The sequence below is a fragment of the Coleofasciculus sp. genome (genome assembly GCF_046565525.1).
Classification (GTDB): domain Bacteria; phylum Cyanobacteriota; class Cyanobacteriia; order Cyanobacteriales; family Coleofasciculaceae; genus Coleofasciculus.
Map to the genome: position 1 here is coordinate 43,705 of NZ_JBKHUP010000052.1, position 11,524 is coordinate 55,228.

Annotated in this window: 11 protein-coding genes and 2 tRNA genes; 10 read left to right on the forward strand and 3 right to left on the reverse strand. The window is 47.3% G+C overall.

Annotated features, from left to right (window positions below):
- Positions 1 to 197: 197 nt before the first annotated feature.
- Positions 198 to 812 carry an orotate phosphoribosyltransferase gene (gene pyrE / locus ACLGGO_RS19095; RefSeq protein ID WP_446420499.1) on the reverse strand — a complete coding sequence of 205 codons (615 nt, stop codon included), beginning with the start codon at positions 810 to 812 and terminating at the stop codon, positions 198 to 200.
- A 141-nt stretch (positions 813 to 953) separates the two neighbouring features.
- On the opposite strand from pyrE, the gene ACLGGO_RS19100 reads away from it, so the two are divergent.
- The gene (locus ACLGGO_RS19100; RefSeq protein WP_446420500.1) at positions 954 to 1,349 is read left to right on the forward strand and encodes a hypothetical protein; all 396 of its coding nucleotides are present in this window, start codon (positions 954 to 956) and stop codon (positions 1,347 to 1,349) included.
- Positions 1,350 to 1,395: 46 nt separating this feature from the next.
- Here the strand turns inward: ACLGGO_RS19100 and ACLGGO_RS19105 are convergent.
- Positions 1,396 to 1,468, reverse strand: a tRNA-Ile gene (locus ACLGGO_RS19105).
- A gap of 351 nt (positions 1,469 to 1,819) precedes the next feature.
- Between ACLGGO_RS19105 and ACLGGO_RS19110 the strand changes: the two genes are divergently transcribed.
- The 3 genes from ACLGGO_RS19110 (at position 1,820) to ACLGGO_RS19120 (ending at position 5,534) form a co-directional block, all read left to right on the forward strand.
- Positions 1,820 to 2,992 (forward strand): RNA-guided endonuclease InsQ/TnpB family protein, encoded by a 1,173-nt coding sequence (locus ACLGGO_RS19110; RefSeq protein ID WP_446420501.1) that lies wholly within the window; start codon positions 1,820 to 1,822, stop codon positions 2,990 to 2,992.
- Between the two features lie 93 nt (positions 2,993 to 3,085).
- Positions 3,086 to 3,853, forward strand: a complete 768-nt coding sequence (locus tag ACLGGO_RS19115) for a hypothetical protein (RefSeq protein WP_446336702.1) — start codon at positions 3,086 to 3,088, stop codon at positions 3,851 to 3,853.
- Between the two features lie 184 nt (positions 3,854 to 4,037).
- The gene (locus tag ACLGGO_RS19120; RefSeq protein WP_446420502.1) at positions 4,038 to 5,534 is read left to right on the forward strand and encodes a hemolysin family protein; all 1,497 of its coding nucleotides are present in this window, start codon (positions 4,038 to 4,040) and stop codon (positions 5,532 to 5,534) included.
- Between the two features lie 420 nt (positions 5,535 to 5,954).
- On the opposite strand, the gene ACLGGO_RS19125 is transcribed toward ACLGGO_RS19120, so the two are convergent.
- On the reverse strand, positions 5,955 to 7,607 hold the full coding sequence (locus tag ACLGGO_RS19125) for a DUF6930 domain-containing protein (protein ID WP_446420503.1): 1,653 nt from the start codon (positions 7,605 to 7,607) through the stop codon (positions 5,955 to 5,957).
- 252 nt (positions 7,608 to 7,859) lie between these two features.
- On the opposite strand from ACLGGO_RS19125, the gene ACLGGO_RS19130 reads away from it, so the two are divergent.
- The 6 genes from ACLGGO_RS19130 (at position 7,860) to ACLGGO_RS19155 (ending at position 11,470) form a co-directional block, all read left to right on the forward strand.
- A complete protein-coding gene (locus ACLGGO_RS19130) occupies positions 7,860 to 8,213 on the forward strand; it encodes a HesB/IscA family protein (RefSeq protein WP_446336705.1) in 354 nt (117 codons plus the stop codon).
- A 152-nt stretch (positions 8,214 to 8,365) separates the two neighbouring features.
- The gene (locus tag ACLGGO_RS19135) at positions 8,366 to 9,577 is read left to right on the forward strand and encodes an RNA-guided endonuclease InsQ/TnpB family protein (RefSeq protein WP_446420504.1); all 1,212 of its coding nucleotides are present in this window, start codon (positions 8,366 to 8,368) and stop codon (positions 9,575 to 9,577) included.
- A 55-nt stretch (positions 9,578 to 9,632) separates the two neighbouring features.
- Positions 9,633 to 10,055 (forward strand): tetratricopeptide repeat protein, encoded by a 423-nt coding sequence (locus tag ACLGGO_RS19140; RefSeq protein ID WP_446420505.1) that lies wholly within the window; start codon positions 9,633 to 9,635, stop codon positions 10,053 to 10,055.
- 216 nt (positions 10,056 to 10,271) lie between these two features.
- On the forward strand, positions 10,272 to 11,141 hold the full coding sequence (locus ACLGGO_RS19145) for a M48 family metallopeptidase (protein ID WP_446336707.1): 870 nt from the start codon (positions 10,272 to 10,274) through the stop codon (positions 11,139 to 11,141).
- Positions 11,120 to 11,202: transfer RNA gene (locus tag ACLGGO_RS19150), tRNA-Leu, on the forward strand. The genes ACLGGO_RS19145 and ACLGGO_RS19150 overlap by 22 nt, the downstream gene beginning before the upstream one ends.
- 22 nt (positions 11,203 to 11,224) lie before the next feature.
- Entirely contained in the window at positions 11,225 to 11,470 is a 246-nt protein-coding gene (locus ACLGGO_RS19155) for a hypothetical protein (protein WP_446420506.1), read from the forward strand.
- Positions 11,471 to 11,524 lie beyond the last annotated feature (54 nt).

Consider the following 11,524-nt stretch of genomic DNA (forward strand, 5'->3'; position numbering starts at 1 on the left):
CTTTTGAAGCGTCTGGGCGGGTTTAGTCACATCTGGATGCAACCGAAAAGATAGTAGTGAAACCCGCCCCTACACACATTGCCCCAAATACCGTGAAAAGTCTGGTCATTTGTTCTACTCGCTTCCCCAGCTCCCAGACGTGCCATGGCACGTCTCTACACCGCTTCCCCCTCACAGCATTACTTATTCAGCAACCTCTACTGATGTAGGCGCTGCTGATAGCGTTGTTGGATATCCTGAATCGTAAACACCGCCTGAAACCCTAACCCAACCGACTGGTAAAACTCAGCACCGCCTTGCTGGCGGTCAACCAAAGCCAGCACCTGATCCACTTGATACCCCGCCTCTCGCAACCGTTCAACGGCTTTCATTGCCGATTTTCCCGTGGTTACCACATCTTCCAACACCACAACCTTGGCTCCTGCTGGTAAAGAAGGACCTTCGATATATGCCTTTGTACCATGTCCTTTTGCTTCTTTACGGATAATTAAAGCAGGAATAGGTCGATTTGCGATCGCAGACACCACACTCACCGCGCTGACAATCGGATCAGCGCCCAAAGTTAAACCCGCAACGGCTTGGGTATCCTGGGGAAGGTGAGAAAGTAGCAATTGTGCGATCGCTAGTCCTCCGTGAGGATGCAGCGTAACCTGTTTGCCATTAATGTAATAGGAACTGCGCTGTCCCGAGGAGAGAACAAAGTCTCCCTCTTGATAAGCCAGTTGACAAAATAAATCGAGCAGCAACTGACGCTGTTGTGTTAATTGGGTTGAGGTATCCAGAGAAAGCAATGGTTTACTGTTGTCAGCCATGATAGTCAAATGGTGAAAATCCAATCACCACTATACTGAATTCAAATATGAGAATATTATTGAGGAAAAGTGAGGCTAAGAATTATGCATAAGGGGTTGAGGATATCGCTCAGGGGTTTGCTTATTACTGCTTCCACGATAGTGGCTAGCACAGCTATGGCACAAGAAAACTTTGAGCCAGTCCGCCTAGAAAGGATTCCAGACACCTTCGAGCGAGCGTTTTTCAGTGAATCAAGAACGTTTTACGAAAACCGCAGTCTCCGGCGTCAGCTTGACTATATTATTGGTCCGGGTGGAATCGGGGGTGCGGCGTTTCCAGATTTGGAACTGGAGCGAGATGCCGAATTGATTAATATTCTCTACGAGGATGCATTAAACCAACAGTTTGCCAGTGATCCAGTGATTCGCACACCGGATTTACCAAATCCCTTCGACACCTCGGTTCGGTTATTGCCTGTTTCTGATCGCTTTAGACCCCAGGTGGGTCCGCGAATTGAAGGAAGTGAGTTTTTCTTTGAAGCTCCATTGCCACGTTAGCGGCTTGACATCAGCCACTTGAGCGGACGAGGATGTCAAAACAAAATCCAGGGTGCAGGAGTTGAACCTGCCTTGGGCGAATTATGAGTTCGCTGCCTCAACCGCTCGGCCAACCCTGGTTAATTGATCCTTACTCTATATTATAGTAATCGGAGTTGGATATCTTGCCGCAACCGTTGAGCTATTCCTGATGCTCGCCGCCTATTGCACAAGGATGCTTTTAGTACAAAAAGGCTCCAGAGCAGAGGTCAGACGGTTTTACCGGAATTAATGGGTCTAAAGCCCTGTCCTTTTAGGACGGCTTTTTATCTGTAGTCGCCAGGTTGCGGATAAGCTCTCTCAATACGTCGTTTTGTGTCCTTTGTGTCTTGGCACAATAACGCTTAAGTCGTTCAAGTTTCGCATAGTGAGCATCTAATCAATATCTGTTTCATCTGGGCACGACAATATCAAGACGCTATCATAATCACATGAAAGCACGACATTCGTACCGAATCTATCCCACGCTAGGGCAACGGAAATCGCTAGCCCGATTGTTTGGGTGTGTCCGTGTGGTATGGAATGATGCCTTAGGGTTGTGTCGGCAATCGGAGAAGCTACCTAAGAACAGTGAGCTTCAGAAAATTTGTATCACTCAGGCTAAGAAAGCTGAAGAACGGGAATGGCTAGGTGAGGTATCAGCTATCCCTCTCCAACAATCGGTTGCCGACTTAGGAGTAGCATTCAAGAACTTTTTCTCATCCCGGCAGGGGGAGCGCAAGGGCTTGAAAGTGAATCCACCACGGTTTAAGCGGAAAACTAATCGCCAAACTGCACGGTTCACTAGGGGGGGATTTAAGCTCAAGGCAGCTAAAGTCTACCTAGCCAAGATTGGGGAAGTTAAAACCAAATGGTCACGTCCTCTGCCATCTGAACCCAGTTCAGTAACGGTAATTAAGGATTGTGCTGACAGGTACTTCCTCAGTTTTGTGGTTGAGGTGGAACCGAAAATACACCCGGCGAAGAACCCGTCCATCGGGATAGATTTAGGGTTAAAAACCTTTGCTTGCTGTAGCAACGCAGAGAAAATCGATAGCCCAGATTATTCAAGGGATATCCGTAAGCTTAAACGCGCCCAGCGACGGTTAGCTAAACGCCAAAAAGGAAGTAAGCGTCGCGGACGAATGCGGTTAAAGGTAGCCAAGCTCAACGCTAAAATCCGGGACAAACGGAAGGATTTCTTACATAAACTGTCCACCAAGGTGGTAGATGAGAACCAAATCATCGCCTTGGAGGATCTCAATGTTGGTGGCATGGTGAAGAATCGCAAACTGGCACGGGCAATCAGTCAGGCTGGATGGCGTGAGTTCCGCTCATTGTGTGAGGCTAAAGCCGATAAGCACAACCGGGATTTTCGGGTGATTAGCCGATGGGAGCCTACCAGCCAGGTATGCTCTGAATGCGGCTATAGATGGGGCAAACTAGACCTTTCAATCAGGACAATTGTCTGTGTCAACTGCGGCGTAGAACACGAAAGGGATGATAATGCATCCACGAATATAGAAAGAGTCGGGGTAGGGCATACCCACGACTATAAACGGACAGGGAGCGCGTGTAAGACCTCTTATGAGGCAGTGCATGATGATCTGTCAACCCACCCTTGAGTACGTGCAGCTATCACTGTTCGACTGGTAGGGAATCACCGTCCCTTGTAGGGCGGTGAGGATGTCAATTTTCTTCTATAACTTGAATCACTAATGAAATTCAACTCGACTGTAGCACTCACTCTGATTCTGCTGGCAATGATGTTAGGTGCTGGCTTTGTGAGTGCGATGTGGGGATTTTCCCTGGGTCATGAAGCTCTCAAAGGTGTGACTCAGCCCGATGTTCGCCCGACGAAGAAGCTGGCAAATAACCAGGAGGTTGAGCCTGGAGGTAAAGAGGTTACGCTTTTGAATGAACGGGATATCCTGGTCAACGTTCACGCCTATATCCAAGACCAAGACAAGGATAAAGACTCCAATACCGATAATAACGACTCTGAGTCAAAGAGCCAGAGTGATACACAGAAGCCAGACGAGTCAGCCGCAGAGAATCAGCAATCTGAAGTTGAAGAAGCATCGTCTGAATCGGATGTATTCAACACACAGACGTCGTTTACCAGTAGTGGCTCGAATCAAAATTTACCCCTCAAAAGCCAGGATCGGGGGGTCACTTTGGAGGTTCGTTCCGCCAATCTTCAGGGAGGCTCATTGTTGCTAGATGTCAGCTTAAAGAATGAGGGCGCTAATCCGGTTCGATTCCTTTATAGTTTTTTAAATGTTACCGATGACAAAGGTCGAGCGTTGAGTGCGATTACTGAAGGGTTACCGGGAGAATTGCCGTCAAATGGCGAGGAATTTTCGGGTACGGTGAGTATTCCTACAGCGTTGTTGGATGACGCCACAGCGCTGTCATTAACCCTCACGGATTATCCTGATCAAAAGCTCAAGCTGAAAATGTCCGAAATCCCTGTCGCGAGGTAAACAGAAACGGAGCAGGTTTGGCGCATAATATTTTTCTTACCTTCGGTTCTATTGCTCCCTTTATGTTAGACGGTATTTGTCAATCAATACAGTCCCCTAGAGAAAGGCTATCTGTGGAGTCCCGTTGTAGCTCTTCTCCAGGAAGCAGTAGAACTGCTTTTGCGGGTTACCTGCTACCGTTCTTATGGTTGCACAGTTAATGGTTTTCCTCACTGCGAGTGCTTCTACGCCCCTTACCAGCCGGGACATGCTGTTGCGATTATTATTAGTCCTGCTTTTGATTGCAATCAATGCCTTTTTTGTCACGGCTGAGTTTTCGATGGTTTCGGTGCGGCGATCGCGGATTAACCAATTGGTTGATGCGGGGGATGTGCAAGCCAAGACAGTTCAATCGCTACAACAGAGTATTGAGCGTCTCCTTTCAACGACTCAGCTAGGCATTACTCTATCCAGTTTAGCCTTGGGTTGGATTGGAGAAAATACCGTCGCCGTTTTCGTCGCAGCGGTGCTGACTCAATTACCCCTACCCCCAGAGATGCTTCAAGGAATGGCTCATTCTCTGGCGATTCCGGTGGGATTTTTCCTGATTGCTTATCTGCAAATTGTTCTCGGCGAACTCTGTCCTAAATCTGTGGCGTTGCTGTATTCTGAACAGTTGGCTCGGCTTTTGGGTCCTCCGAGTCTGGTAATTGCCCGATTTTTCAATCCGTTTATTTGGATTTTGAACCAATCAACACGCTGTTTATTGCGGCTGGTAGGGGTGCAATATACGGGGGGATGGTGGAATAATCAGGTGACCCCCGAAGAGTTACAGTTAATTATTACCACCGAGCGGGAATCGACAGGTTTAGAAGCCGAAGAACGAGAATTATTGAATAATGTCTTTGAATTTGGCGAAGTTTTGGCAACGGAGGTGATGGTTCCACGCACCAGCATTGACGCAATTCCCAGTACAGCAACGGTGCAAATGGTGTTAGAAGAAATTGCTAATACTGACCATTCTCGCTATCCGGTAACGGGGGAATCTCTGGATGATATTCGCGGGATTATCCATTTTAAAGAGTTAGCTAAACCCTTATCGGAGAGAAAATTAACCTTAGATACACCCATTGAATCCTGGATTCGTCCGGCTCGATTTGTCCCGGAATTAACTCCCTTGAGCGAACTCCTACCCTTAATGCAGCGATCGCACTTGGCGATGGTAATGGTTGTAGATGAGTTTGGCGGTACGGCTGGCTTGGTGACGCTGAAGGATTTAGTGGCGGAAATTATTGGTGATAACCCAGAACCAGAAAGTCCCGAAGAGGTGCCGATCCGAATTGTGGATGAACAAACCTTTTTAGTTCAAGCCCAAATAGATTTAGAAGAAGTTAACGAACTTTTGGATTTAAATTTACCTGTAACCGATGAATATCAAACCTTGGCAGGTTTTTTATTATATCAGTTCCAAAAAATTCCGCTTCAAGGGGAAATCTTAAACTATGAGAATCTGGAGTTAAAAGTTATCTCAGCCGAAGGACCTCGCCTGAACCGAATTCGCATTTATCGGAATGAATCCACAACTGTTCCCGCGGAAGATCTGTCTGAAACAGATGTGACGTCAGAAATTACTTCAAGCGAGAATACAGCGAATGGAACCCAAGGCGATACGCTAGATGCTTCTACCAATGATTTAGAATAAGCCAAAAGCGATTGAGTAAAGGGCGACCCGATTGACATCCTCCCCCGGCTAAAGAGCGCGGGGGATTCCTCACCACGCCACCTTTTTAGGGGTGGTCGCTGATTGGGGTTGACGCTTCGCTGAAGGTTGCCTCCAAATGAGGTCTTACACCCTCTCCACGTCCGTTTATAGTCTCGGAATGCCCTCCCGCGACTTGTATTTACATTACCACAATAGTAGAACGTTATCCGAATTATTTGACTGGCGAATTTATTCGCTACCTAGACGGTTCGCTCGGTTTCATCTCCCAGCTAAAGAGCGTGGGAGCCTTCACCCATCGCTTTTCCGGTAAATTGAGTGGATACAGTTGTTAATTGGTGCAAGCGGGTCGCCCCTACAGGTGTTTCATACCAAGACTTCCTGTTTCCTGTTCCCCAGAATCTAGAATTCAAACACAGGCATAAGCTGCAACATCCCTAATCCTAACTCCTTGACCGAGAGCGATCGCGCTTCAAAAAATGCCACCATGTCTTTGGGTTGAGGATTACCACGGGAAGCACCTTTGAGTCCTCTGGCGATAATTAACCCACAGTAGCCCTTCGTTTTTAGACACCGTTGTTCCCAATGCTTACGATTAGCCGTATGAGCCGGATCAGCTTCGGGAAACTCGCCAAATAGGTAAAGATGACTATCTCCTGTTTGCAGAATGCCCAAATCGTAGCGATCGCCGACTAAGGGATCTTCTCCAGGGTTAAAGCCAATCCCCTTAAGTCCACCGGCTGTTTTAATTTGCTCGATTAAAACTTTAGCTTTCGGGCGAGTGGTTTGAATTAACACCACAGGTAACCCTTCTCCTATCGGCGGGGCGTCTTGAGATTGATAGAAATCAACACCCTCCCGTAGGAGTGCTATACTCTCCCAAGGCATCATCCCCAGACTCAGATAGGAATCTTTTGGCACTAAGTCATCCCGTAGAGGAAGTTCGAGTTCCTCCTCATCCTCCTCCTCATCCCAATCCTCGTCATCCGTATCCTCAATCGCCATCTCCCACAACTCAGCTGCGATCTCTGGTCGTGTAGACACTTGAATAGACACCGTTGTTTTTGACTCCGTATCTTCCGTATCTACGGGGATAGGGATGCGGTAGCGCTTGTTCATCGCCGGAAAATCATCCGCCGCTAATTTTCCGGATGAGCCTTGGAAAAATCGATGCAGGGCTTCTAGCGCCATATAGACAACCAGTGCTTCTTCCTCATCCAGAAAGGGTCGCATTCCCTCTAATGGATGCACCGCGCCAAAACTCGGCACAATCTCTTCAACCGATAACTCGGCTAAATCCCCATCCTCATCATCTTCAAATTCCTCATCCGCGGCTTCATAGGTGATAAACAAGCAATCTTGTCCCAAAAATGCCTTTTCCATCGCCTCTACAGATTCCTGATTGACGACCGACTCCCGAAACCGTTGCAGCGAATCTAAGGAGCGATAGAGCAGAATTCCGTACTCCACACCCAGCATACCCATGACCGAGACGTAGAACTCATCCACATCCCAGCGATTTAATTCCACACTCAGGATTTGATGATCAGCCAGGACATCCCAAGGCGCATCTTGCCATAAGTCATACGCCTTGGCAATCAACAGATCCGCATACTTAGGAGGTAAATGGGGCTGGCGCTGGAGGGCAATTTCCTCAAACCCGCGAAACAACTCATCAATCAGGGGTAAATCGGGGACATAATCAATGGCAATCTCCAACTCTTGCAGTACCCCACGCAACAAAAACTGAACTTCGCGATCGCGTACCACAATTTTAGACGGGCGGGCGGGTCGAGCCGGACTTTGGGGATGTTCCATGGCTCGCAATAGCGTGCGAACAATCGCTTCAGGTCCCATTTCTAGCGAGATGATATCCATCGCCCGGACAATTCCTTCTGAGCCATCCACCCAAAGAATGCACTCATTATTACCCTCAGCATCAAAATCACCCTGATCGGATACAGTCACTAAAGAACGGCGATCCCCTTCCCAGACGCTGGGTATTTGGGGTAACCGTTTGAGCCGACGACGAGTATTGCGATTGAGAGCAGACATAGGGTATTTGACAATAAGTGCAAAAACCATGGCAGGTCAGCCATGATTAATAATAGATACTCCTATTAAACCGCAATACCTTCCAGGCTGCGCTTCATTGTTTGGACAAAGGAGTTCCCAAGAAAATTTTTATCGGGTAAATACACGCGCTTGGGGTCAGTCTCGATAAACTTGATCCATAAGGGTCCATAAGCGTGGCACATCAGTAGTTCATCATCCAACTTTAACCTAACCAGGAGTCACAACGTACTTATGACACAAGCAACAACACCGCAACGAGGTATCCAACTGACCGAACAAGCCCTCAAGCATATTGTGGCGCTGCGAGACCAACAAGGACAAGACCTATACTTGCGGGTTGGTGTCCGTCAGGGGGGCTGTTCCGGGATGTCTTACATGATGGATTTTGAAGATCCTAGTAAGGTACGGGATAACGATGAAGTGTTTGACTACGAGGGCTTCAAAATAATATGTGATCCCAAAAGCATCCTGTACCTGTATGGTCTGGTCTTAGATTACAGCAATGCCATGATTGGGGGCGGTTTCCAATTCACCAACCCCAACGCCAATCAAACCTGTGGCTGTGGCAAATCCTTTGGCGTTTAATTAAAAACGGCGCAATAGGGAAGGGAGTAGGGGTTTGGTAACCAAACCCCTACTGCATTTAAAATGACCGGAAATAAGGGGTTCAGGCTCCTCGTCCTTCCAGGACGACTTTTTCTGTGTTATCATGTTGATGCCGAGTTGTTCCACGTCAAATGTTGGTCTTTGAGTTCAAGGCTAAAGGAAAGACAACTCAATATTTAGCGATCGATGAAGCGATTCAAACCGCTCAATTTGTCCGCAACAAATGCATTCGTTACTGGATAGATAACGAAAATGTTGGACAAAAAGATTTGTATCGCTATAACACGGCGCTAAGAGCTGAGTTTTCCTTTGTCAAGGACTTAAATTCCCATGCTTGTCAAACGGCTGTAGAAAAAGCGTATTCGTCAATTGCTCGGTTTTACAGTAATTGCAAAAAAGCTATTCCGGGAAAGAAGGGTTATCCAAAGTTTAAGAAAAACTGCCGTTCAGTTGAATACAAAACTAGCGGATGGAAGCTTTCTGAAACTCGAAAACAAATAACCTTTACGGACAAAAAGGGAATTGGCAAGCTCAAGCTCAAAGGGACGTGGGACTTAAACTTCTATCAACTTGGGTCAATAAAACGGGTGCGGTTAGTCCGTCGCGCAGATGGCTACTATGTTCAATTCTTAGTCAACGCCGAGAACAAGGCAGAAAGTCAGCCGACAGGAAAAGCCATTGGCTTAGATGTGGGACTCAAAGATTTTTATACTGATAGCAATGGTCACAAAGAGCCAAATCCCCGATTTTATCGAGAAGGCGAGAAATGTCTGAGCTTCCTTCAAAGACGAGTTTCGCGCACTGAAATTGGCTCCGCCAACCGAAAGAAAGCCATCAATCGATTAGGGCGAAAGCACCTCAAAATAAGTAGGCAGCGTGAAGAACATGCCAAGAGAATGGCGCGTTGCGTAATCCAATCTAATGATTTGGTCGCTTATGAAGATTTGAGGATTAAAAATTTAGTTAAAAATCATTGTTTAGCCAAATCGATCAATGATGCAGGTTGGTATCAATTCAGAAAATGGCTGGAATATTTTGGGATTAAATTTGGCAAGATAACCATCGCGGTTAATCCTGCCTACACTTCCCAGGAATGTTCCGATTGTGGCACAACAGTTAAAAAGTCTTTGTCCACTAGAACTCATGTTTGTCGGTGTGGATGTATTTTAGATCGAGATTGGAACGCCGCCATTAATATTCTGAAATTAGGATGGTGTACGGCAGGGCATGTCGGAACAGTGATGTTAAATCCGAACGCTTCTGGAGACTGGACCTCTACTTTGATTGGAGAAATCCTGTCAAAGCAAGTCGGGTCTATGAAAGAAGAATCTCCGTCCTTATAGGGCGGAGATTGTCAAATGTTAGAACGTAAGTTGGTCTAAACCTGAAATTGAATCTATGACCGAAACTGTTAATTCTCTGTTTGAGAGTGGCTTAGAACGCTACAACGCGGGTGAAGGACCTGATTCCCTGATTCCTGTATTTAAACAACTGTGCGATCGCTTCCCGAAAAACGCCGCCGCTTGGAGTTGTTTGGCTTGGTTGTATTTGCTGGATGACCAAGGGGAACGGGCATATAAAGTAGCACTCAAGGGGACTAAAATTGATGCCAATGCACCCCAAGCCCGAGTAAACCTAGCGGTGGCGATGTTGGAAACGGGTCAAAAGGGAGTGCGTCAACACATCGACATCGTTAAACAGATGATGGTGACGGATTCTCAAGTTCGTCAGGATGTCTTTGAGAGTATTGAGGATGGATTGAATAGAAAGCCAGACTGGGACAGTTTAAAGCGGGTTAAACAATGGCTATCTGAAGGCTGATACCTTGAGATCAGGGAAGCTGGGGGAGCGATCACTTATTTGGTCAAACCAGAGGGAGTTTTGTATCTTAGATGACCGTTTTGTCGTAATTTCCGAAGATGATTTGACAACTGAACCGATGTTTTAGGCTCAGCTTCTCGATACACTAGAGATTAGAAGTCATTGGAGCAACCAATGACTTCAGACATAAGATCCATGACCCACGACCAATAACCCATGACCCAAACGCCGTTAGTTGGTCTAAAGGCAGACCAGTTCCGTCATCCTCTTGATTTCCAAGCCACCCAAGCCTTGAAGCAGTTCCCCGGACTCGACTTGATGGTGCGAAATCTCCTTGGACCGTTGGCGGAACAATTCTTTTACCTAAATAATATTGCTGCCAGTGTTTTGGTGGGAGAAAATCAGCTACCGCACCTGCATCAGTTGCTGCTAGACGCCTGCAAAACCCTGGACTTAGAACCCCCTCAACTATACGTGCAGCAACATCCCGTGCCAAATGCTTATACCTTTGCCATGCGGGGTAAGCAGCCATTTATCGTCCTGCACACCGCTTTAATCGATATGCTGACCCCAGAAGAAATTCAGGCGGTGATAGCTCACGAACTGGGACATCTCAAGTGCGAGCATGGGGTTTATCTGACACCGCTCAACATTATGATTTTAGCGGCGTCTTTACTGCCGAATTGGGGGGCTGTGATTGCCCAAAGCCTTCAGGAACAGATGCTGGAGTGGTTAAGGTGTGCTGAGTTTTCCTGCGATCGCGCGGCGCTGCTGGCAACTCAGAATCCCAGAGTGGTGATGTCGGTGCTGATGAAACTCGCTGGCGGTTCACCCACCCTGGCGCCCCAACTGAACCTCGATGCCTTTATCGCCCAAGCCAGAGCCTATGATGATATCAGCAATTCGGAATTGGGAGAACTGCTCAAATCCGCTCAAACTGCCCAGTTGAGTCACCCCGTCCCCGTGTTACGGGCGCGGGAAATTGATAAATGGGCAAGTTCTCAAGCTTATCAGTCCTTGCTACAACCGACATCTATCAGGTATAATGAAAAGGTTGCATCCAAGGGCGGATGGCGAAATTGGTAGACGCACCACACTCAAAATGTGGCGACCTCTGGTCGTGAGAGTTCGAGTCTCTCTCCGCCCATTCAGATTCAGAGGTGGTACAGATGACACAACGACTCAAGAGTTGGGAGTCTCCTCGCCGTCAAGGGCGAAATGATAAAGGCAAAGGTGGTTCCGCCAGAGCCAGACAACTGAAGAAGCAGCGGCAAATGTTGCTCAAGAAGTTGAAAGAAAGCGGAAAAGCCGAACAACAGAATAAGCCAGGGGGAAGAGAAAAAGACACTCTCCCCTCTTTTTTTAGGTTCGTATGTTTGTACGATTCAATCTGTTTGACATCCTCCCCCGGCTAAAGAGCGCGGGGGATTCCTCACCACGCCACCTTTTTAGGGGTGGTCGCTGATTGG

Excerpts from the sequence above, each read along its gene's own strand:
- ACLGGO_RS19155 (WP_446420506.1), top strand. The coding sequence starts at position 11,225 with ATGACACAACGACTCAAGAGTTGGGAGTCTCCTCGCCGTCAAGGGCGA.
- ACLGGO_RS19130 (WP_446336705.1), top strand. The coding sequence starts at position 7,860 with ATGACACAAGCAACAACACCGCAACGAGGTATCCAACTGACCGAACAA.
- ACLGGO_RS19145 (WP_446336707.1), top strand. The coding sequence starts at position 10,272 with ATGACCCAAACGCCGTTAGTTGGTCTAAAGGCAGACCAGTTCCGTCAT.
- ACLGGO_RS19140 (WP_446420505.1), top strand. The coding sequence starts at position 9,633 with ATGACCGAAACTGTTAATTCTCTGTTTGAGAGTGGCTTAGAACGCTAC.
- ACLGGO_RS19120 (WP_446420502.1), top strand. The coding sequence starts at position 4,038 with ATGGTTGCACAGTTAATGGTTTTCCTCACTGCGAGTGCTTCTACGCCC.
- ACLGGO_RS19115 (WP_446336702.1), top strand. The coding sequence starts at position 3,086 with ATGAAATTCAACTCGACTGTAGCACTCACTCTGATTCTGCTGGCAATG.
- ACLGGO_RS19110 (WP_446420501.1), top strand. The coding sequence starts at position 1,820 with ATGAAAGCACGACATTCGTACCGAATCTATCCCACGCTAGGGCAACGG.
- ACLGGO_RS19125 (WP_446420503.1), bottom strand. The coding sequence starts at position 7,607 with ATGTCTGCTCTCAATCGCAATACTCGTCGTCGGCTCAAACGGTTACCC.
- pyrE (WP_446420499.1), bottom strand. The coding sequence starts at position 812 with ATGGCTGACAACAGTAAACCATTGCTTTCTCTGGATACCTCAACCCAA.
- ACLGGO_RS19135 (WP_446420504.1), top strand. The coding sequence starts at position 8,366 with ATGTTGGTCTTTGAGTTCAAGGCTAAAGGAAAGACAACTCAATATTTA.